This window comes from Deinococcus seoulensis, assembly GCF_014648115.1.
Taxonomy (GTDB): domain Bacteria; phylum Deinococcota; class Deinococci; order Deinococcales; family Deinococcaceae; genus Deinococcus; species Deinococcus seoulensis.
Map to the genome: position 1 here is coordinate 13,914 of NZ_BMQM01000038.1, position 20,007 is coordinate 33,920.

The following is a 20,007-nucleotide window of genomic DNA, read 5'->3' on the forward strand; positions in this document are numbered from 1 at the left end:
TGGAGAAGCTCGACGAAAGACTCCGACTGGCACGCAATTTTCTCAATCGGTGCCAAATGTGACGCAGCACGAACCCCTAGCACCCGAGGTTGTCAACGAAACAAACGGAATCCGTATCAGGGTCCGTCCGGAGCGGGCGCGGGTGCGGGCGGGCGGGTCGCCTCGATCAGCGCGATGACTCGATCAGCGCGATGAACTGCTCGACGACATTCGGGTCGAAGTGCGTGCCGCTCTGCGCGCGGATCTCGGCGACGGCCGCCTCGTGCGACCACGCCTCCTTGTACGGGCGGACGTGCGTGAGGGCGTCGTACACGTCGCACACCGCGAAGATCCGCGCGGGCAGCGGAATGGCCTCGCCCGCCAGTCCGTCCGGGTAGCCCTGACCGTCCCAGCGTTCATGGTGCGAGCGGATGACGTCCAGCGTGGCGGGCATCAGGCCCGACAGGCGGTGCGCGATCTCGTACCCGCGTTCGGCGTGGTGCCGCATGACCTGCCACTCCTGCGCGTCCAGCGGGCCGGGCTTGCGCAGAATGGCGTCGGGGATGACCAGCTTCCCGATGTCATGCAGCGACGCACCCTGGCGCAGCGCGTCCAGTTTCGCGTCGTGCAGTCCGAGCTGCTGCCCCAGCCGCGCCGAGAGATCCACGACCCGCGCAGTGTGCCCGGCCGTTTCCAGGTCGCGTTCCTCCAGCGCCACGCCCAGCGCCAGCAGTCCCCCCTGCAGGGCGCTGCGGACACTCTCGACCGCCTGGAGCCGCTCGAAGGTATGCCCCAGCCGCGAGGCGACCGCCTCGGTCAGGCGGCGCGCCTGCGGCGTGACGACCCGCCACGACCCGAACTGCAGCAGGCCCAGCACGCCCATCACGCGGCCCCCGTACCGCACGGGCACCAGCAGCGTGCTTTTCAGTCCGGCCCGCACCCAGGCGTCCAGCGCGCCGGGCTCGTCGGGGTAATCGTTGCTCCAGCGGGCGGCGCTGTCCGCGATGACCTGCCCGGTCAGGCCCGTCCCGGCGTGGTAGGCCTGTCCGCGCAGCGCCTGCACGGCGCCGGGCGGCAGGTCGCCGCTCAGTTCGCGCAGCACGAACGCCTCGCCCGTCCGTTCGAGGTACACGCTGCCGTGAAAGTCCAGTACCTGCCGCGCCAGCATCAGGCCCTCGCCCAGCACCTCCTGCGGGGTTTCCAGTTGCTCCAGGCGGGACGTGAACTCCTCGACGCTGGGGCCCAGTCGCCCGCCGCCCCGCTGCTCGGCGTCACGGCGCTGCGTTTCCTTGTGCTCGTACATGGCGGCGTCGGCCAGTGCCAGCGCCCGCTCCAGGGACGACGCGCCCTCCACGGCACTCACGCCGAACGCGAAGGGCGGCAGCGGCTCGCCCGGCGCTTCCAGCAGCGCCAGCGCCCGCCCGGCCACCCCGGCCGCCTGCGCGGCACTCAGGGCCGGGAGCAGCATCACGAACTCGTCGCCGCCCCAGCGGGCCACCAGTCCCAGCGGTTCCGTGACCTCCAGCAGCGCCAGCGCCACGCGCCGCAGGTGGGCGTCCCCGGCGGCGTGCCCGCCCAGGTCATTGATGACCTTCAGGCGGTTGAGATCCAGCACGACCACGCTCAGCGGCCCCTGCCCGGTCCAGTGCACGTACTGCCGCGCCAGCCCCGCGCGGTTCCACAGGCCGGTCAGGGAATCGCGTTCCTCCCGTTCCCGCTGCGCCTGCCCCTCGCGTTCCAGCGTCCGCGCCCGTTTCAGGCTGCGCCGCAACCGCGCCGAGAGCAGCGCGGCCGTCACCAGCGACAGCAGCAGCGTCAGGGCGCCCAGCAGCGCCGCCAGTTGCAGGCTCACGCGGGCACTCCAGGTCTGCCGGGTGCGCAGCGCGGCCGTCATGCCTTCCAGCCGGTCCGAGAGCGGGTCCACGCGCGCCCTGTCCAGCGCGCGGGCCGCGGCCAGGTCGCCCCGGCGGATCAGCGTGAGTTCCTGCGTGGTCGCCTCGCGGGACTCGCGCAGCGCGCCCGACGCCGCCTGCAGGGTCACCCCGGCGGGCAGTGGCGGGCGGGGCAGCGGCAGCCAGCGCAGGGGCCGGGGTCCGTCCTCGCGGCGCGCGGCGCGCAGCAACTCGGTTTCCTGCTGCCGCGCGGCCTGAAGGCTGCCGCGCACCTCGGCCCAGTACTCGCCGTCCAGCGGGTCGCCGCTCACGGCCCGCCACTCCAGCGCGTCCAGCTGGCGTGCCAGGCTGGTGGTGTCGGCCAGCAGCAGCAGCGTCCGCTGGTGCCCGGCCGCCTCGCGGATCACCAGGACGCTCAGGGACACGCTGAGCAGCGTCAGGCCCAGCAGCGTGAACATCCACCACGGCGCGCCCAGCAGCGCCTCTCGCAGCCCGTGCCGGATGGCGGCGCGGGTCATGCCCGCCCCCCACGCGGGCCGGACGGACGCAGGGGGGCTGGGGCAGACATGCGCCCAGTATTCAGGAGGTCACCTGTCCGGCCTCTGACAGCCCAGGGCCTCGATACGGCCCAGGCTTCAGCGCACCTCGGAGCTCAGTGCAGCCCGGGGATCAGCGCAGGTCGGGGGGCGGCGGGGCCTCCACCCGCACTGGCTGCCCCGTGACCGGATGCCGGAACCGCAGCGTCCAGGCGTGCAGCGCGTACCCCAGGTCACCCGGCAGGCCCGGCAGTCCCCGCAGCGGGCCGCCGCCCACGCCGTACAGCGGATCACCGACCAGCGGGTGCCCGGCAGCGGCAAGGTGAATGCGGATCTGATGCGGGCGGCCCGTGTGGATCTCCACGTCGAACAGCGTGCTGCGGTCGCAGCGCTCGCGGACGGTCGCCACGCTGCGCGACGCCTTCCCGTCCGCGCTGGCGGCGAACACGCTGCCCAGACGCGGGTGCGTCACCGGCCCGATAGGCGTACGGATGTCCAGGGTGTCCCACTCCGGCACGCCCACACCCAGCGCCCGGTACACCTTCTGGACCTCGTGCTCCCGCCACGCGTGGGACAGCGCCGCGCCCGCCGCCCCGGTACGGGCGAACAGCACCACGCCGCTCGTGCCGCGCCCCAGCCGGTGCAGCGGACTGGCCCCCGGATACCGCAGCCGCACCTGCGTCAGCAGCGTGTGCGTCAGGAACCCCGCGCCCGGCAGCGTCGGCAGCCCGGACGGCTTACTCACGGCGACCAGCGCGTCGTCCTCCAGCAGCACCGCGTACTCCAGCGGGGCCGCCGCCTCCCGCCACGGTGGGCGGTGCCACACGACCACGTCCCCGGCGCGCAGCACATCGTCCCCGCGCGCCTGCACGCCCCGCACCTCCACCTCACCCGCCGCCAGCCGCGCCGCCCACGTCGCCCCGTCCGAGTGCCGGTACTCGCGCGTCAGGAACGCCAGCACGCTCTCCCCACCCGTCCGCACCTGCGAACGGAACGCGAACCCGTTATTCGATGGCGTGTCGCCCGGCATGAAGGACAGGGTACGCGGAACGCGGGTCCGGTCCTTCCCGCGCCCCGCCGCCCGTTGCCTGCGCCCACCCTCTACACTGGCCTGTGATGTTTGGTCCTGTTTCCCCCAGAAGTCGCCCGCAACCGGGGCACCTGTACGACGTGGCCGTGGTCGGCGCCGGGCTGGCCGGAACGGAACTGGCGTGGCGGCTGGCCCGCGCCGGCCGGGACGTGCTGCTGGTCTCGCAGGCGCTCGATCACCTGGGGAACCTGTACCAGCCGGACACGCGCGGCGTGACCTTCCCCCAGGACAGCCTGTTCGGAGAGGTGCGCGCCGCGCTACACCCCGACACGGACGGCTGGACCTTCCACCGCCACCTGAAAGCCCGCATCGAAGAGACGAGCGGCATTCACCTGCTCCAGAGCACCGTCACCGCGCTGGACGAGGAAACTGTGCCCGATGGAGGGGGGCAGATCGTGCTCTCGACCTGGGAAGGTCCGAAACTGCACGCGCGGCTGTGCGTGCTGGCCGTCGGCGCGTTCCTGAAGGGCCGCCTGCTGGTCGGGGACACCATGGACGAGGCCGGACGCCTCAGCGAGGTCGCGTACGACTTCCTGGCAGACGACCTGACCGCAAGCGGCATCTGGCTGATCGGGACGGAACGCCGCGCCGAGGGCGAGGGCGTCGAACCGCCGTACGACGTGCGCTTCCTGACCCCCGCCCCCACCGAACTCGACGGGTTCCGCGTCAACCGCCTGGAACGCGTGCGGATGCTGGGCCAGTGCACGCCCGGCGACCACACCTACGAGAGCGTGCTGCAAGACGCCGCCCGCCTCGCCGACGACCTGCTGGCCGAGTGGCCGGAGGTGCGCGCATGATCGCCCGCCTCGGCGACTTCCGGTTCCCCGACAGCGCCGCGCGCCTGTACCCGGACACCCCAGGCCGCCCCTGGGTACTGGAAGTCGGTTTCGGAGACGGGCGCTTCTGGCCGCACCACGCCACGACCTTCCCCGAGGCGCCCAACTACCTGGGCGTGGAACTGTCCGGCGTGTCCCTCCTGAAAGCCAACCGACGCCTGCGGGACGCGAACCTGACGAACGCCATCCTGACCAAACTGCCCGCCGACGTCCTGATCCGCGAGGTCATCCCGCACGCAGGCCTGGACCTGATCGTCGTGAACTTCCCCGACCCCTGGCCCAAGGCCGGACACACCGACCACCGCCTGCTGCGCGCCCCGTTCTTCCGCATGGCCGCCAGCCGCCTGAAACCCGGCGGGATGATCCTGCTCACCACCGACCACGACGAGTACTTCGAATTCGCGTGCGCCGAGGCGGCGGCCAGCGGCGTCATGCAGGTCCAGATCACCGACCCGCCCGCCGCCGCACTGGAAACCAAGTACGCCCTCAAATGGCGCGACCTGGGCCTCGGCGCCCACCACGCCCGCTTCATCCCCATCACCCACCCGCCCGTCCCACACGGACACACCGAACCCTACCCGGAGGACCCCACCGCCGTGCCCCACGCCGTCCTGACCCTGCCCGACACCTTCGCCCCCCAGACCTTCCAGAAGATCACCGAACGCAACCCCGGCAGCCGCAATGCCGAGGAAGGCGGCGCGTGGACCGTCATCCTGCTTGACCTGTACGCCGGAGTGCGCGTGGGTGGCTGGGTCGTCCTGGCCCACGTCGTCGAGGGCGACCTGACCCAGGAAGTCCTGATCGGCATCACCGCCCGCGAGGACGGCACGCACCTCGTGCGCCTCGCCAAGTTCGGTGGCCCCATCATCACGACCGGCGTGAAAGCCGCCGTGGGCGTCGTCACCCGCTGGCTGGAGGCTCAGGGCGCCGTCGTCAAACACCACGGGTACTAAAATCACTCCTTGTAAAAGTGTATAAGGTGTTTTAGAGTGTCTGCATGAAGACACTCACGGTCACCGTCTCGGAAAACGGCCAGCAGATCGCGCAGTTCGAGATTGCCAGCGAGTCCAACGTCGCCGACATCTGGAAGGCGATAGAGCCACTCAGAACGGACAAAGCCGTGCCAGTGCCTATCAAGGTCGGCCGGAAATACAGCCGTCTCGCCCAGGCGTTTTCTCAGTTGACCGACACCGACACCCAGCTCTCATTCGCGCAGATCGAAGACTGGCTGGGGGAACGCCTGCCTGCATCCGCCAGGGAACACCGGGCCTGGTGGGCGAATGATCCATCCCACGCACAGGCACGCGCCTGGATGGCTCCAGGGTGGCGTTCTCAGGATGTCGATCTCGCCAGTGAAACACTGCGTTTCAGAAAACACCAGGAATGAAAGGGACAACAGTGTCGCACCACTTCACGACCGAACCCATGAGCGTCATCCTCCCCGCCGTGCGTGACCGGCTGCGCGCGGCGGGCGAGGTAAGTTTCGAGGTGCCCGACCCCGACGCGGGCCTGGGCCGCTACGCGGGCGAGGGAACCCCGCACGGCACGCACCGCCCCTGGAGCACCTGGACAGACCTCGCCGATTTGCTCGGCGCGCACCTGCTGACCCCGGACCGGGCAGGGGAGGGCCGGGTGCGCCTGACCCTGCGCGCCCACGCTCCTGCCCGCGACCCGGACCATGCCGGGTACGGCCCGGACGGCGACTGGGCACGTGTGAACAAGCTGGAGGACCCCATCTTCCTGGCGACGTTCGTCGAGGCGCTGCGCCGCGTGCAGCCCCCCCAGGGCGGGCGGGTGCTGGCGCTGGGCGTGAACGCCGGGCATGAACTGCACGCCCTGCCCCTGGCCTTCCCGGACCGCACCTTCGAGGTGGTGGGTGTGGACCTTGACCCGGCCGCCGCGCAGGCCGCCCGCGAACGCTGGCCCCAGGCGGTCATCCACGCGGCGGACGTGAACGCCCTGCCGCCCGAACTGGGCCGCTTCGACCTGATCCTGGCCCTGAGCCTCCTCCAGAGCCCCGGCGTCACGCAGGACGTGCTGCTGGCCACCCTGCGCCGCCACCACCTGAGCCCCGGCGGCGGCCTGATCCTGGGGTACCCGAACGCCCGCTACCGGGACGGCACCCTCTCGTACGGCGCCCGGATGCGCAACTACGCCCGCCCGGACCTGAGCCTGCTCGCCGCCGACGTCACGAACGCCCGGCGCGGCCTCCAGAAACACGGCTTCAAGGTGTTCGTGACCGGCAAGTACGAGGTGCTCCTGACCGCCATTCCGGCCCACACGACCACCCCCACCGACCTGGAGTTGTAGAGGCTGGAACGGTCGGCGGCGCGCCGCCCGGATGGGAAGCGCGCCGCCAGCGGGTGCGGTTCAGCCCTTGGTCAGGATGCGCACGCTGAGGATCTCGTCGGCGGTGGCGCCCTCGATCTCGGCGTTGCTCTGGTCCATGGTGCGGGTCAGTTTGGGCAGGGTGTCGTCGCCGGTCACGACCTTCCCGAAGATGGTGTGCTTGCCGTTCAGGAACTCGGTGGGTTCGAACGTGATGAAGAACTGGCTGCCGTTCGTGGCGGGGCCGCTGTTCGCCATGGCGAGAATGCCGCCGCTGTTGAAGGTCAGTTTCTGCCGGAACTCGTCCGCGAAGCTGTAGCCGGGGCCGCCGGTGCCCCACTCGGCTTTCTTCGCCTCGTCGACGCTCTTGGGGTCGCCGGTCTGCGCCATGAACCCGTCGATCACGCGGTGGAAGCGGATGCCGTCGAAGTAGTGGTTGCGGGCCAGGAACACGAAGTTGTTCACCGTGACCGGCGTTTCCTGCTCGTACAGGTCCGCGAGGATCTGCCCGCGGCTGGTGTCGATCAGGGCGTAGTAGTCCTTCCCGTCGGTCAGGGCCATGTCCGGCTCGGCCCCAAATTCGCGGACGGGCTTGGCGCTCAGTTCCGGGACGAGCGTGTACCCGGCGGGGACCGCGCCGGGTTCGGTCACGGCGGGACCGGCGGCCGGCGTGTCGGTGGCGGCCGTGTCGGTGGCGGGGGTGTCCGTGGCGGCCGTGTCCGTCTGGGCACTGTCGGTCTGGGTCGTGTCGGTCTGGGTGGCGGCCGCGTCGTCCTTCTTCTGGCAGGCGGTCAGGGCAAGGAGCGCGGTCAGGATCAGGGCAGCGTGTTTCATTGTTACCCACCAGTGTAGCGGCCCGGACGGGCGGCGCGTCACCCGGAAGATGCAGCCCCCACCGTTACCGGCCGCCTGGGCGGTTGAGGGCCGTGCGCTACACTGCCCTCTTGATGATCGTGACCATTGATGGCGTGGCCGCCAGCGGAAAATCCAGCGTGTCCTCGGGTGTCGCGCAGGCGCTCGGCGTGCCCTACGTGAGCAGCGGCCTGCTGTACCGCGCCGCGACCCTGCTGGGCCTCGAGGCGAGCCTGGACCTGCACGCCGCTCCCGGCCTGCTGACCCTGCTGGGCGCACACCCGGTCCGGCTGGAACCCCTGGCCGGCGGGAACCGCGTGTGGCAGGGCGAACGTGAACTCACGGACGACCTGCACTCGAGCCGCGTGGACCGGGGCGTGAGCGTCGTGGCGGCCCTGCCGGAGGTGCGCGAGTGGGTGGACGCCCAGCTGCGCGCCCTGCCCGAACCGTTCGTGGCCGAGGGCCGCGACATGGGCACCAACGTGTTCCCGCACGCCAGTCACAAGTTCTACCTGACGGCCAGCGCCCGCATCCGCGCCGAGCGCCGAGCCCGCGAACGCCCGGAGGACGTGCCTGCCATCGAGGCGGCCCTGCAACGCCGCGACGAACTGGACACCGTGCAGAGCGCCCCCGCGCCCGACGCGCTGGTGATCGACACCGGCCCGCTGGACCTTCAGGGCGTGATCGATACCATCCTGACCCGCCTGCCCTGACCCGCCTGCCCTGACCCGAATGGAGAACGCCGCCCCAGTCTACGGGGCGGCGTTTCGTTGGGTTCAGGCGCTCAGGGGCGCGCGACGTTGAATTTCTGGGTGGTGTACACCTCGGTGTCGCTGGCGACGTTCTCGTTCCCCTGCGCTTTCAGGACCTTGATGCGCAGCTGGTACGTGCCGTTCGCGGCGTTGCTGCCGCTGCTCAGTTTGCCGTCCCAGGCGTAGGTGTTGTAGGCGTCGCAGGTGCTGCTGGTCTGCGCGATGTTGTTGGTGCAGTTGCGGCCCAGGTACTCCTGCTTGAGCAGGGTGTCCACGACCGCGCCGTTCCCGTCGAGCAGTTCCAGGGTCAGTTTGCGGGCCTGGTGGCTGATCTGCGCCAGCACGTACGGGGTATCCGTGTCTGCCATGGTGTAGTCGATGGGCGTGGTGACCGCCTCGCCCTCCAGGTAGTAGGTGTCTTCCTTGTCGTCGAACAGCGCCGGGAAGTCCTGGCTCTGACCGCTGACAGTCAGGTTCCCGAGCACCTGGATGCTCTGGTAGTCGCCCTTGAAGCCGCTGTAGGGGATCACCATGTTCTGGCCGGACTTGCTTTCCAGCACGATGTACCCGCCGTACTGGGCCTTGTCGGGCGCCCCTGCGGGGGGCGTGATCACGACGTTCAGTTCGGTCTCGCCATTGGCGGGCACGGTCACGGCCACATCGGTCTTGTCGGCGTCCTGACCGTTGATGGTCATGGTGGCGTAATCGGTCAGGGCGACGGGGGCCAGGGTGGTGCCGCCGATCGTCAGGGCCGGGTAGTGGTACGCCGTGAAGGTCTCGTTGCGGCTGAAGATGTTCTTCAGCACGACCACCTTGTTGCGCGTGGCAAAGGTGGCGCTCTCACCCAGGCTGAGCTTGTTGGGTTCGGCGCGCACGGTGCTGTAGTACGACCCGACGATGTCCACCATGCCCGCGCCCTGACGCTGCACGTAATCGGGGTACCCGGTGAACAGCGTGCCGCTGGCCGCGCGGTACCAGCGCAGCGTGGCGCTGTTCATCAGCAGGCCGCGCATGTCCTTGGCCTTCGTGTTCGGGTAGGCCTGCAGCATCAGCGCGGCGGCGCCCGCCACGTGCGGGGAGGCCATGCTGGTGCCGCTGAGGGTGGCGTACCCGCCGTTCCCTTTCTCCAGGGGGTACGCGCTGCGGATGTTCCCGCCGGGCGCGGCGATGTCGGGTTTCAGTTCCAGGTCAGCGCTCATGCCGTACGAGGAGTACGTATCCAGCGTGTTCGCCGTGGGGCTGGGAATGTTGATGGTGCCGCTCAGGAAGGTCATGCTGGTACCGCCGGCGATCAGGCCGCTGATCTTCGCGCCGTCCGCCGCGCTGATCGACACGACCGGAATGCTGATCTCGGTGGCGCCCGCCACGGTGGGGCTGATGTACCCGGCGGTGTTGTTGTACAGGATCACGGCCTTGGCCCCGGCGTCCTGGGCGTTCTTGGACTTCTCGTAGAAGGTGCAGCTGCCACGGCGGATCAGGACGGCCTGACCGGTCAGGCTGCCGGGCGCGAACGGATTCGCGCCGCCCACAAGGCACCCGTCGTTGGTGGTGGTGGGGCTGCTGGTGGGGTTCTTCCCGATGGGCAGGGTGGTGCCGACCGTCGCCTCCGGCGCGCCGGTCGCGGCGAAGTACCCGACCTTGCTGCCGTCCGCGCTGAGCGTGAAGCTCTTGACCTCGATTTCCGTGTTGCTGACCGACGCGACCGAGATCACGTTGTCGCCCATGGTCACGCCGCCCATGGAGTACTGGCCGCTGGCGCCGCTGTTCCCGGCAGACGCCACCACAACCATGCCCTTCTTGACCATGCGGCTGCCGACCTTCGCCGACGGCGTGCCTTCCCAGTTCTCGAAGGCCGACCCGATGCTGAGGTTCACGACCTGCATGCCGTCCATGTACGCGCGTTCCATGGCGGCGATCATGATGTCCTCGCCCGTGCTGCCGTCGCAGCCGAACACGCGGTACGCGCCGAAGCTGACCTCGGGCGCCACGCCCTTGAAGCCCTTGCTGGCGTCGTTGCCGCCCACGATCCCGGCCACGTGCGACCCGTGACCGCCGCAGTCGTCCGCGATGGGGTCGGGTTTCGGGGTCAGGCCGAAGTCGTAGTCGTCACCCACGAAGTCGTACTGCGCGACCACGCGGCCCGCGAAGGCCGGGTGCTCCAGGTCCACGCCGGTATCGATCACGCCGACCTTGATGCCCTTGCCGGTCAGGCCCAGTTCGTTCTGCGCGATGTCCGCGCCGGTCATCTTGATCGCCGAGAACATGTCGGGCGTCAGGGCGTCGGTCAGGTTGACCTCCACCTTCGGCGCGGCGATCTCCTTGACGGGGTACACGCCCAGCACGCCGGGCAGGCGCGACATGCGGTTGATTTCCGCCTCGCTGGCCTGCACGGAGAACCCGTTGAACAGCGTCTGGAAGCTGCGCACCTCCTGGTACTTGATGCCCAGTTGCGCGGCCTGCGCGCGGAACGTGGCCTGCTGACCGGTCACGCTCTGCACGCTCATCGCGGTGGGATCACCGGCCAGTTCCACGAACCAGCGGGTCGGGACGTTCGGCGTGGCCTTCAGGGTGCTGGCGCGGTTGGTGAGCGAACCGGTGGGTGCCGAGGCCGTGGGCGTGCTGGTACCGCAGGCCCCCAGGACCAGCGCGAGACTCAGCAGGGAAAGTGATTTGACCGTGTTCTTCACAGGAAACTCCTTGAGTTCAGAGGTAAGCAGGGGCAGAGGCTCAGCGGCGGGTCAGGTCGATCTGGTAGGTGTTCGTGGCCCGGTCGTCGGTGGCGGTAGGGGAATCGTGAATGTCGAAGCTGGTCACGACGGCCGTGTACGTCCCGGCGACCGGCGCGTTGAAGCGGATCTCGGATTCCATTCCGTTGCCGCTGTCGTCGTCTTTTTCCAGGACGGTCACGCCGTCGGGCATCAGGATCATCACGTAGGGGTCCAGGGTGCTGGCGGCGTCCACGCTGACGCTCCGGACGGTCAGTTTCAGCATCTCACCGGCAGCGGCCGTGAACTTGAAGTAATCGTGGTCGCGGCCCTGCGCGGCAATGGCGCCCTTGATGGGCGTGCCGACCGTCAGGGTCGTGGCGGCGGCCACACTGTCGTTCGGTTCGTTCGCGTCGGCAATGGCGACCGTGACGGTGGCGCTGGCTTCGCCCACGTTACCGCTGGCGTCGTATGCCTTGACCATGATGGCGTGAGTGCCGTTATCCGCGAAGGCGTACGCTGCGCTGGCCGAGTAGGGTGCGGCCGTGTCGGTGGCGATGAGTTTGCCGTTGTCGTAGAACTCGACTTTGGTCACGCCCGTGTTGTCGGTGGCCTTGACGTCGAAGGTCACGGTGCCTGCGCTTACGATCGTGGTGGCGCTGGGTACGAGACTGACGGTCGGAGCTGTTGAGTCCACGGCGATCGTCACGGTGGTGCTGGCTTCTCCCACGTTTCCGTCGGCATCGTAGGCTTTGACCATGATGGTGTGCACGCCGTTATCGGTGACGGTATAGGCAGCGCTGGCCGAGTAGGGCGCGGTCGTGTCGGTGGCGATCAGTTTGCCGTTGTCGTAGAACTCGACCTTGGTCACGCCGATGTCGTCGGTGGCAGTGGCGGTGAAGGTCACGCTGCCCGCATTGATCAGGGTGCTGGCGCTGGCGGTGACGCTCGCGGCTGGCTTGGCGGTGCTGATGTTGACCGTCACGGTCTCACTGGCCGTGCTGACGTTGTTGCCGTTGTCGTAGGCCTTGGCGGTGATGGTCTGCGTGCCGTTGTCGGCGGCAGTGTACGTGGCGCTGGTCGTGTAGGGCGCGGTGGTGTCCGTGGCGATCAGGGTGGTGCCCTTGTAGAACTCCACGCGGTCAACGCCGCTGGGATCGTTGGCATTGGCCGTGAAGGTCACGGTGGTGCCGGTGTTCACGGTCTTGAAGCTGGCGCTGAGGGTCAGGGTGGGTCCGGTGAGGTCGACAGGGCCGACGCCGCACGCTGTCAGTGCGGCGGTCAGGGTAAGAAGTGAAAGGGAACCGAATCGCTTCATGGGGTCTCCTTGATCCCTGGGATGACGCGTGGTCGGGAGGTGCCCGACACTGCCGGAACGCGGCATGCGTGACCCTTCAGGAACCTGATGTGAGATCAGGCTTTGTGTTGCTATGGAAAACAAATATAACGCTCACAGGGAGTGTTCACAAGGGCTTCTTAATCGATTCTCAGCTGCAACTCAGGTCAGTTGGTGGGTCGTCTCTCAGGGGGATGGGCAGGTCAGCTGCGGTGGGTGGGGGGCGTCCGGTATTCTGGGCAGCGTGATGCGTTCCGTGCTGCCTGCCCTTCTGATCCTTGGTTCCCTGAGTGCCTGCGCCCCGCAGGGTGTGCAGGCCCCCGAAACCTACCCGCTCAGCGGCCGCGTGTCGGGCGACTGGGGCAGCAGTCCGCGCCTGCGTCTGGCGCTGGTCGGCACGGGCATTCCCGGTGTGGTCAAGAACGACAGTGCGATCGGTCAGAACCTCGTGAGCGGCGGTCTGAACAGCTGGGAGTTCGGGTTCGACCTGCCGAAGCCCGGCGCGTTCAACGTGGCGGGCGTGTATCAGGTCGTGGTGTTCGACGACGCCAACAACGACACGAAGTACAACGTGGGCGAGAAGTTCGCGCGGAACCGGCAGTGGTTGATCGTCAGTCCGGTCAATGGGAATTTTGCGGGCGTGAACCTGCCGGACTTCCTGGGTGGGGCCGAGGCTCTGCCCGCCATGACTCTCAGCAGCGGCTGGAACCTGTACGACCAGTCCCGGCCGCTGGGTGCTGGGAACCCCAGCGCCTTCACGACGCTGCGCGACTACGACCTGAGCCGCTGACCTGGCCGGGCCGCCACGCCCGCGCACGCGATCCGTTCCTTGAGGGCCGTCTGACGGCTCTCATAAGGGCCGAACGTTGCCCTGGACGCTGTTCAGGCGGTGCGGGCCGTCTACGGTGAGGCATGATCCGCCTCCTGCCCCTGTTGCCCGTCCTGCTGTTGCCTTCCCTGTCCGTGGCGTCCGCGCAGTCTGCTGCGGCGCTGGCCCGCGTGGACGCCGCGCAGATGAGCATCCCGGCGGCCCGGCAGACCTTCCAGAAGGGCGGGTATCCGGGCAGCGCCCTGACGGTCCGGCAGACCCTGGCGGCGGGCAGCAACTACACCCGGCAGGTGGTCAGCTACCAGTCCGATGGCCTGCGCATTAACGCGCTGCTGACCGTGCCGCGCGGCACGCCGCCCAGGGGAGGGTGGCCCGCCATCGTGTTCAACCACGGGTACGTGCCTCCGAAGGTGTACCGCACCACGGAACGGTACGTGGCGTACCAGGACGCCTTCGCGCGGGCGGGTTTCGTCACCCTGAAAAGCGACTACCGGGGGCACGGCAGCAGTCAGGGCGAGGCGCTCGGCGGGTACTACGCACCGGGCTACACCACGGACGTGATGAACGCCCTGGGCAGCCTCAGGCGTGACCCGCGCGTGAACCCGGCGCGGATCGGCATGTGGGGGCACTCCATGGGCGGCTTCCTGAGCCTGCGCGCCATGGCCATCGATCCCAGCGTGAAGGCCGGTGTGATCTGGGCGGGCGTGGTGGGTGATTACGATCAGCTCATGAACAGCTGGACGCGCCGTGCGCCCGTCCCGGCCAGCATTCCCAGCGCCGTGCTGAACCTGCGCAGGCAGGCCGTGGCGAAGTACGGCACGCCCCGCGACAACCCCACCTTCTGGAACAAACTCAGCGCGAACACCTACCTGCGTGACCTGGGCGGCCCGCTGCAACTGCACATCGGCACGAACGACGAGGACGTGCCCGTCGCGTTCCACACGACCCTGGCCGCGCAACTGCGCCCGCTGGGAAAACTGGGCGGCAGTTACGTGTACCCCGGCGACAACCACAACCTGTCCGGGAACCTGCGCGTGGCACTGGACCGCAGCGTGAAATTCTTCCGGGAGCGGCTGTAACGTCATGCGCCGCCTGATCAACTTCGTGCTGCTGGCGCTGATCCTGGGGGCGGCGTTCGTGGCGGTCACGCAGCCGGAATCGCTGCCGCTGAAGGTGCCCTGGAACACCTCGGGGCAGAGCACGCCAGCCGGAAACCCGTCGGCCGGGAACCCCCCGGCAGGCGACCCGGTAGCGCCTGAACCCGCCGGTCCCCTCCGGAACCTCAGCGACACCGCCCTGAAGGCCGCCGTGGCCCGCAACCCCATCAGCATCCAGGCCCTGAAAGCCCGCGAGTACCCCGGCAGCGCCCTGACCGTGCGGCAGACCCTGGCTCCGGGCAGCAACTACACCCGGCAGGTCGTCAGCTACCAGTCGGAGGGGCTGCGCATCAACGCGCTGCTGACCGTTCCGCGCGGCACGCCCCCGCAGGGCGGCTGGCCCGCCATCGTGTTCAACCACGGGTACATCCCGCCCGCCGAGTACCGCACCACCGAACGCTACGTGGCGTACCAGGACGCCTTTGCCCGCGCGGGCTTCGTCACGCTGAAAAGCGACTACCGGGGGCACGGCAGCAGCGAGGGAGAGGCACGCGGCGGGTACAACGACCCCGGTTACACCGTGGACGTCCTGAACGCCGCCGCCAGCCTGAAACGCGACCCGCGCGTGAACGCCGCCCGGATGGGCCTGTGGGGCCACTCCATGGGCGGCCAGCTGAGCCTGAAAGCCATGATCGTGGACCCCAGCCTGAAAGCCGCCTCGCTGTGGGCGGGCGTGATCGCCAGTTACGACGTCCTCGCCACCGACTGGAACCCACCCCCCGGCGAGCCGCGCACCCTGGACGCCCTGAACCGCCGCTACCTGCGCCTCCTGAGCCCCAACGCGTACCTGCGGGAACTGAACGGCCGGCCCATCCAGCTGCACCACGGCACGAACGACAAGGACGTGCCTTACTCGTTCCAGAAGAACCTCGCGGACGACCTGAGAAACGCCGGGCAGGGCGTCGAAGCGTACCGCTACGAAGGCGACAACCACAACCTGTCCGGCAACCTGCGCGTCGCCCTGAACCGCAGCGTGCAGTTCTTCAAGGACAACCTGTAACGGTCAGGAGGTCACTCCACCCAGGTCACCTTGTCCGCCAGCGGCGCGCGGGTCGCCGTATGCCGCTCGGCCGCCGGGTACCCCAGCACCAGCAGGCCCAGCAGTTTCGGGGCGCCCAGCGCCTGCGCCGCCACCGGACTGACCATCACCGGGCCGCTCACCCACTTCCCGACCAGCCCGAACGCCGTGGCCGCCAGCCACATGTTCTGCGCCGCGCACGCCAGCGCCGCCTGCTCCTCCCACTCGGGCATCTTCGGTTTCTCGGGCATGTGCAGTTCCAGACTGATCCACAGCGGCGCCCGCCACGCCCGCGCCCGCTGCGCCTCCAGCGCCGCCCCGTCCTCCCGGTCCGGCGCGCTGCCCGCCGCGTACGCCTGCGCAAATACCTCGGCCAGCTGCGCGCGGCCCGCACCCGTGAACACCGTGAAGCGCCACGGCTCGGTGCGCCCATGATTCGGCGCCCAGATCCCCGCCTCCAGAATGGCCTCCACCACCTCGCGAGGCACCGGGTCCGGCCTCAGCAGACCGATATCCACCGTGCGGCGCGAACGGATCACGTCCAGCACGGTCAGGGCAGCGGGGGGGAAAGGAGTGTCCAGCGTCGTCATGCTCCCACTATGCCGCGTGTCTCAGGGCAGAGAAAGGGCTTCCAGGCTCAGGGTGAGGCTCACGTGCCGGGCGGTGTCGAGGCATCATGTCCATCCCTCACTCCAGCGGCAGCCCGTACGCCCGGCGGGTGTTCGCGTCGGTCGCGGTTTCCAGTTCGGCGGGGTCCAGGCCGCGCAGGGCCGCAATGAATTCCAGGGTGTGGCGCACGTAGCCGGGCCGGTTGGGCTTGCCGCGTTTGGGGACGGGGGCCAGGAATGGCGCGTCGGTTTCCAGCAGCATCCGCCCTAGGGGCAGGTCGCGGGCGGCCGCTTGGATCTCCTGCGCGTTCTTGTACGTGGTATTTCCCGCGAACCCGAAGTACGTGTGCTCGCCGCGTTCCAGTCCGAAGCGCAGCAGGTCCGGGTGCCCGCTGAAGCAGTGCAGGATCACCGGCACGTCCGGCCAGTCGCGCAGCACGTCCATCACGCCCCGGTGGGCGCTGTCCTGCCCGGCCTTGTCGCGGGTGTGGATGACCAGCACCTTCCCGCTGCGCCGCGCGAGGTCCAGTTGCCACTCGAAGGCCGAGACCTGCGCGGCGCGTTTCGTGTCGTCCCAGTAGTCGTCCAGGCCGCTCTCGCCGATGCCGACCACGCGTGGGTGCCCGGCGAGCGCCTCGATCTGCGTGCGGGCGTCCGGGCTGTCCTCGTCGGTGTCGGTGGGGTGCAGGCCGACCGTGGCATACACGTCTTCAAACTGTTCGGCCAGCGCCACGGCGTTCCGGGCGTGCTGGGGGCTGGCGCCGATGCAGATCATGGCGTTCAGGCCCAGTTCGCCGCGCGCGCCCGCCGGATCGTCGATGTAGTCGAGGTGGGTGTGAGAGTCGATCATGCCGCCCAGGGTAAGCGCGTGGCGGGCGGGGTGGGGTGCCTCCCACCCAATCCCCACCACTCTCATGAGAGGGGCGCGCTAGAGTGCGCCCGTGCAGAAACTCGGCCTGTACGCCCTGACGGGCATCGTGGGGTTCGCCCTGATCTTCGCGCTGCTGCCCGGCGCGGACCGCGCGGCCGTACCCACCGGCGCCGTCCTGTCCGGCGTGCAGCTCACGCTGTACCCATCCCGCGACCCGGACGCCGTGTGGCAGTTCCAGGCGGGGCAGGTCACGAACGACCCGCTGATCAGCGAGACGCGCCTGACCGAGCTGGGCGAGGGGCAGCGGTTGCTGCGCGAGCGGGACGCCTCGGGTGCTCTGACGGGCCGCCAGACGCTGGACGCCACCCTGAGCGCCCCGGACCTGACCATCGACGGGCAGGACAACATGACCACCCGTCAGGCGCGCATCACGCTGGTGCAGCAGTGTGCCGACATCGACCTTCAGGGCACCGAGCAGACGCCCGTGAAGATCGAGCAGGGCAGCGGCTTCAGCGCGCCGGTCGCGGAACTCGACTCGCCGCTCATGACCGGGCACGTCGAGAAGCTCCGCATGAGTTTCGACTTCAACATCGAGGATTCCGACAACGACACTTCGACCCTGCAATACGACCTGGACGGCACGGAACGCTGCGAGAACGGCCAGCGCGTCCCCGGAGCCTGACCTTCAAGGAGTCCCATGATGAACCGCACCAAGACCGTGTCCCTGCTGGCCCTCCTGACCCTCGCCGCGCCCGTGCTGGCGCAGGCCGACGCGACCAACCGACTGATCACCATCCAGGGCGGCCCGCGCGGCGACGTGCGCAACGGCCCACTGACCTTCACCGGCAGTCCCGTGAAGGCGAAGGTCAGTACCCTGAACATCGAGGCGTCCCAGGCCGTGCTGGCCGCACCGAAGGGCACGCCGCTGATCGAGGCGAAAGGCAAACGTACCGCGAACTTCACCGGCGCCGTGAAGGTCACGCGCGGCCGCCTCACCGCTGGCGGCAGCGCCCTCGCGTACGACGAGACGACCGGACAGGGCGTCCTGAGCGGCAATGCCAGCGCCACCTTCATCCCCGAGAAGAAGGAGGACGGCGACACCGTCAGCATCAAGGCCGCGCAGATGAGCCTCGACGTGGACAACAACGTGTCCACCAGCACGGGCGGCGTGACCCTCTCCACCGGCACGCAGAACGGACAGGCCGACAAACTGGTGTTCGACGAGGACCGCGAACTGGCCCAGATGACCGGCAAACCCAGCCTGACCCGCGCCGCCAAGGGGAACCAGAAGGAACTGGTCATCACCGGCCAGGAGGTCCGCGCGCTCACCAAGACCAAGACGCTGTACGTGCGCAGCGGCGTGAAACTCGTGCAGGGCACCACCACCACCACCGGCGACGCCGTGTACTACGACGACCGCAGGAACGTGGCGTACGTGGTCGGGAACGCCGTCAGCGTGGACAGCAAGAGCAAGGTGACCGTCAAGGCCCCGGCCAGCGGCTACCTGGAGCAGCGCACCGACCTGGGCCGCGTGCGCGCCCTGAACTCGGCGTACAAGATCCCCACCGAGCAGTTCAAGCTGCGCGGCGAGAAGTAACGACCGCAGGGAACGGGAAGTAGACTGCGCGCATGCCCCGCACCCGCCTGACCGTCACTGCACTCCTGACCGCGCTGCTGGCGGCCGCGAGTGTGGTGCCGGGCGGGCGGGCGCAGCAGACCGAACCCAGTCAGGCTGAGCCCAGTCAGGCCGCCCCCACCCAGGGCACGCCAGCTGAGACAACCCCTGCCGGGGCGGCGCCGCAACCGTCCCTCACCCCAGACGCCGTGCCGGACGCCGCGCCGGATGCCGGGGCCGAGCAGTCCAGCCTGACCCTGGTGCGCCGCAGCGAGAAGGACGGTAAGGACCGCCGCATCGTGATCGTCAAGACCGGCACGGACGACACCACGGGCATCTTCGCGCTGTGCCAGCCGCTCCCGGACGACCCGGAGGGCGCGCCGACCCTGGCGGTGTTCAGCGAGACCGGTGCGGGCGGCGTGCAGATCACCATCGACAAGAACGTGATCCGCGTGCCGCTGGCCGTGGTCACGCAGAACGCCCCGAAAGACGGGCAGGACGGCAGTGACGGCCGCGTGGAGGCCAGCGCCGGCACGGGCCGTTTCCTGGAACCGGGAGATCTGGAACCGGGTAAGGTGCCGCCCGACACCACCGACCGCCTGGCCCGCTGCGAGGTGCAGGCCACCCCGGAACCCGCGCCGGACACCGTGCTGGTCACGCAGGGCCGCACGGAACTGCGCGGGCAGAAACTGCTGTACGACAGCGCCGACGGCGTGGCCCGCATCGACGGGCCAATTAAGTTCACGCGCCGCAGCGACACCGATCCCCTGACCGGGCAGAGTGACCGTATCGAGGTCAGCGTGGACGACGAGAAGACCACCCTGGTCGGGAACGTGGTGTTCAACTCGGCGGGCGGGCGGGTCAGCCGCGCCGCGCGGGTCGAGTACGACGACACCCGCAACGTGGCCCGCCTGTACGGCACGGCCGAACAGCCCGCCGAGAGCGTGCAGGGCGGCGACACCCTGCGCGCCGGGGTGATCGTGTACGACCTGGACCGCAACGAGGTGTACGCCATGAAAGCCGAGGGCGGCACCATCACGGGCGAGTTCACGGACACCGACACGCCGGGTGCGGCGGCGCCGGGCAGTGCGACGCCATCCAGCGCGCCCGCCGCTCCAGCCGGAGGACAACCGGCCACCCCCGGACCGACCGACCCGCTGCCGCCGGTCAACCCAGCTCCAGTGAACCCGGCGCCCGTCAGTCCGGCGCCGGTCAGTCCAGGGTCGCCAGGGACGCCCTGAGCACGTCGGCGCTGGCCGCCAGTTCCGCGCGTTCCGTGTCGTTCAGGGCAGGCAGGACCGTGTCCTGAACGCCGCCCCGGCCTACCACGCGCGGCAGGCTCAGGCTCACGCCGAATTCCGGGGTGGGGGCGCTGACGGTCAGCACGGCCCGCCGGTCCCCCAGCACCCGCTCGGTGATGCGGGCCAGGGCCGCGCCGATCCCGTAGTACGTGGCGCGTTTGCCGCTGATGATCTGCGCCGCCGCGCCGCGCGTGTCCGCCGCGATCTGCGCGCGGATCTCCGGCGTCCACGCGCGGCCCCGCGCCGCCATGAAGTCCGCGACGGGCAGGCCCGCGACGGTCGCGGTACTCCAGGCCATGACC

The 20,007-nt window shown here is 69.5% G+C and carries 19 protein-coding genes; 11 read left to right on the plus strand and 8 right to left on the minus strand.

The annotated features are described in order from the left end of the window. Window positions 1-166 precede the first annotated feature (166 nt). Both IEY70_RS18290 and IEY70_RS18295 read right to left on the minus strand, forming a co-directional pair. The gene (locus IEY70_RS18290) at window positions 167-2,389 is read right to left on the minus strand and encodes an HD domain-containing phosphohydrolase (RefSeq protein WP_189066463.1); all 2,223 of its coding nucleotides are present in this window, start codon (window positions 2,387-2,389) and stop codon (window positions 167-169) included. A 151-nt stretch (window positions 2,390-2,540) separates the two neighbouring features. Beyond that, entirely contained in the window at window positions 2,541-3,437 is an 897-nt protein-coding gene (locus tag IEY70_RS18295) for an RluA family pseudouridine synthase (RefSeq protein ID WP_189066464.1), read from the minus strand. An 86-nt stretch (window positions 3,438-3,523) separates the two neighbouring features. On the opposite strand from IEY70_RS18295, the gene IEY70_RS18300 reads away from it, so the two are divergent. The 4 genes from IEY70_RS18300 to IEY70_RS18315 are packed head-to-tail and all read left to right on the plus strand — an operon-like array spanning window position 3,524 to window position 6,643. Then, window positions 3,524-4,294: an FAD-dependent oxidoreductase gene (locus IEY70_RS18300; protein ID WP_189066465.1), complete on the plus strand. Its 771-nt coding sequence runs from the start codon at window positions 3,524-3,526 to the stop codon at window positions 4,292-4,294. Next, a complete protein-coding gene (gene trmB / locus IEY70_RS18305; protein WP_189066466.1) occupies window positions 4,291-5,286 on the plus strand; it encodes a tRNA (guanine(46)-N(7))-methyltransferase TrmB in 996 nt (331 codons plus the stop codon). The genes IEY70_RS18300 and trmB overlap by 4 nt, the downstream gene beginning before the upstream one ends. Before the next feature lie 44 nt (window positions 5,287-5,330). Then, complete coding sequence (locus IEY70_RS18310; RefSeq protein ID WP_189066467.1) at window positions 5,331-5,720, plus strand: DUF7662 domain-containing protein; 390 nt, start codon at window positions 5,331-5,333, stop codon at window positions 5,718-5,720. Further along, on the plus strand, window positions 5,717-6,643 hold the full coding sequence (locus IEY70_RS18315) for a class I SAM-dependent methyltransferase (RefSeq protein ID WP_189066468.1): 927 nt from the start codon (window positions 5,717-5,719) through the stop codon (window positions 6,641-6,643). Before IEY70_RS18310 ends, IEY70_RS18315 begins: the two co-directional genes overlap by 4 nt. A 60-nt stretch (window positions 6,644-6,703) precedes the next feature. On the opposite strand, the gene IEY70_RS18320 is transcribed toward IEY70_RS18315, so the two are convergent. Continuing rightward, complete coding sequence (locus tag IEY70_RS18320) at window positions 6,704-7,495, minus strand: peptidylprolyl isomerase (protein ID WP_189066469.1); 792 nt, start codon at window positions 7,493-7,495, stop codon at window positions 6,704-6,706. A gap of 113 nt (window positions 7,496-7,608) precedes the next feature. On the opposite strand from IEY70_RS18320, the gene cmk reads away from it, so the two are divergent. Then, on the plus strand, window positions 7,609-8,226 hold the full coding sequence (gene cmk, locus IEY70_RS18325; protein WP_189066470.1) for a (d)CMP kinase: 618 nt from the start codon (window positions 7,609-7,611) through the stop codon (window positions 8,224-8,226). A gap of 71 nt (window positions 8,227-8,297) precedes the next feature. On the opposite strand, the gene IEY70_RS21390 is transcribed toward cmk, so the two are convergent. Together IEY70_RS21390 and IEY70_RS18335 are read right to left on the minus strand one after the other, a co-directional pair. Next, window positions 8,298-10,952 (minus strand): S8 family serine peptidase, encoded by a 2,655-nt coding sequence (locus tag IEY70_RS21390; protein ID WP_308425549.1) that lies wholly within the window; start codon window positions 10,950-10,952, stop codon window positions 8,298-8,300. Window positions 10,953-10,992: 40 nt separating this feature from the next. Further along, window positions 10,993-12,288, minus strand: a complete 1,296-nt coding sequence (locus IEY70_RS18335; RefSeq protein WP_189066471.1) for an Ig-like domain-containing protein — start codon at window positions 12,286-12,288, stop codon at window positions 10,993-10,995. A gap of 265 nt (window positions 12,289-12,553) precedes the next feature. Here IEY70_RS18335 and IEY70_RS18340 point away from each other — a divergent pair, with 265 nt between their 5' ends. The 3 genes from IEY70_RS18340 to IEY70_RS18350 all read left to right on the plus strand — a co-directional run bounded on the left by IEY70_RS18340 (window position 12,554) and on the right by IEY70_RS18350 (window position 15,292). Beyond that, entirely contained in the window at window positions 12,554-13,096 is a 543-nt protein-coding gene (locus IEY70_RS18340) for a hypothetical protein (protein ID WP_189066480.1), read from the plus strand. 122 nt (window positions 13,097-13,218) lie between these two features. Further along, window positions 13,219-14,214, plus strand: coding sequence for an alpha/beta hydrolase family protein (locus IEY70_RS18345; protein WP_189066472.1), 996 nt, complete (start codon window positions 13,219-13,221; stop codon window positions 14,212-14,214). 4 nt (window positions 14,215-14,218) lie between these two features. Beyond that, window positions 14,219-15,292 carry an alpha/beta hydrolase family protein gene (locus IEY70_RS18350; RefSeq protein ID WP_189066473.1) on the plus strand — a complete coding sequence of 358 codons (1,074 nt, stop codon included), beginning with the start codon at window positions 14,219-14,221 and terminating at the stop codon, window positions 15,290-15,292. 11 nt (window positions 15,293-15,303) lie between these two features. Here the strand turns inward: IEY70_RS18350 and IEY70_RS18355 are convergent, their stop codons facing one another. Further along, window positions 15,304-15,900 carry a nitroreductase family protein gene (locus IEY70_RS18355; protein ID WP_229778062.1) on the minus strand — a complete coding sequence of 199 codons (597 nt, stop codon included), beginning with the start codon at window positions 15,898-15,900 and terminating at the stop codon, window positions 15,304-15,306. Window positions 15,901-15,997: 97 nt separating this feature from the next. Further along, window positions 15,998-16,768, minus strand: coding sequence for a TatD family hydrolase (locus tag IEY70_RS18360; protein WP_189066474.1), 771 nt, complete (start codon window positions 16,766-16,768; stop codon window positions 15,998-16,000). 91 nt (window positions 16,769-16,859) lie between these two features. Here IEY70_RS18360 and IEY70_RS18365 point away from each other — a divergent pair, with 91 nt between their 5' ends. From IEY70_RS18365 to IEY70_RS18375, 3 genes are read left to right on the plus strand one after another with little or no spacing between them, the layout of a single operon-like run. Then, a complete protein-coding gene (locus IEY70_RS18365; protein WP_189066475.1) occupies window positions 16,860-17,471 on the plus strand; it encodes a hypothetical protein in 612 nt (203 codons plus the stop codon). 15 nt (window positions 17,472-17,486) lie between these two features. Continuing rightward, window positions 17,487-18,386 (plus strand): LptA/OstA family protein, encoded by a 900-nt coding sequence (locus IEY70_RS18370; protein WP_373290822.1) that lies wholly within the window; start codon window positions 17,487-17,489, stop codon window positions 18,384-18,386. Window positions 18,387-18,418: 32 nt separating this feature from the next. Continuing rightward, entirely contained in the window at window positions 18,419-19,645 is a 1,227-nt protein-coding gene (locus tag IEY70_RS18375) for an LptA/OstA family protein (RefSeq protein ID WP_189066476.1), read from the plus strand. Here the strand turns inward: IEY70_RS18375 and IEY70_RS18380 are convergent. Beyond that, window positions 19,617-20,007, minus strand: a 391-nt coding sequence (locus tag IEY70_RS18380; protein ID WP_505706058.1) for a Rossmann-fold NAD(P)-binding domain-containing protein, incomplete at its 5' end; no start/stop codon positions are given. The genes IEY70_RS18375 and IEY70_RS18380 overlap by 29 nt on opposite strands.

Excerpts from the sequence above, each read along its gene's own strand:
- IEY70_RS18290 (WP_189066463.1), bottom strand. The coding sequence starts at position 2,389 with ATGACCCGCGCCGCCATCCGGCACGGGCTGCGAGAGGCGCTGCTGGGC.
- IEY70_RS18295 (WP_189066464.1), bottom strand. The coding sequence starts at position 3,437 with ATGCCGGGCGACACGCCATCGAATAACGGGTTCGCGTTCCGTTCGCAG.
- IEY70_RS18300 (WP_189066465.1), top strand. The coding sequence starts at position 3,524 with ATGTTTGGTCCTGTTTCCCCCAGAAGTCGCCCGCAACCGGGGCACCTG.
- trmB (WP_189066466.1), top strand. The coding sequence starts at position 4,291 with ATGATCGCCCGCCTCGGCGACTTCCGGTTCCCCGACAGCGCCGCGCGC.
- IEY70_RS18310 (WP_189066467.1), top strand. The coding sequence starts at position 5,331 with ATGAAGACACTCACGGTCACCGTCTCGGAAAACGGCCAGCAGATCGCG.
- IEY70_RS18315 (WP_189066468.1), top strand. The coding sequence starts at position 5,717 with ATGAAAGGGACAACAGTGTCGCACCACTTCACGACCGAACCCATGAGC.
- IEY70_RS18320 (WP_189066469.1), bottom strand. The coding sequence starts at position 7,495 with ATGAAACACGCTGCCCTGATCCTGACCGCGCTCCTTGCCCTGACCGCC.
- cmk (WP_189066470.1), top strand. The coding sequence starts at position 7,609 with ATGATCGTGACCATTGATGGCGTGGCCGCCAGCGGAAAATCCAGCGTG.
- IEY70_RS18335 (WP_189066471.1), bottom strand. The coding sequence starts at position 12,288 with ATGAAGCGATTCGGTTCCCTTTCACTTCTTACCCTGACCGCCGCACTG.
- IEY70_RS18340 (WP_189066480.1), top strand. The coding sequence starts at position 12,554 with ATGCGTTCCGTGCTGCCTGCCCTTCTGATCCTTGGTTCCCTGAGTGCC.
- IEY70_RS18345 (WP_189066472.1), top strand. The coding sequence starts at position 13,219 with ATGATCCGCCTCCTGCCCCTGTTGCCCGTCCTGCTGTTGCCTTCCCTG.
- IEY70_RS18350 (WP_189066473.1), top strand. The coding sequence starts at position 14,219 with ATGCGCCGCCTGATCAACTTCGTGCTGCTGGCGCTGATCCTGGGGGCG.
- IEY70_RS18355 (WP_229778062.1), bottom strand. The coding sequence starts at position 15,900 with ATGACGACGCTGGACACTCCTTTCCCCCCCGCTGCCCTGACCGTGCTG.
- IEY70_RS18360 (WP_189066474.1), bottom strand. The coding sequence starts at position 16,768 with ATGATCGACTCTCACACCCACCTCGACTACATCGACGATCCGGCGGGC.
- IEY70_RS18370 (WP_373290822.1), top strand. The coding sequence starts at position 17,487 with ATGATGAACCGCACCAAGACCGTGTCCCTGCTGGCCCTCCTGACCCTC.
- IEY70_RS18375 (WP_189066476.1), top strand. The coding sequence starts at position 18,419 with ATGCCCCGCACCCGCCTGACCGTCACTGCACTCCTGACCGCGCTGCTG.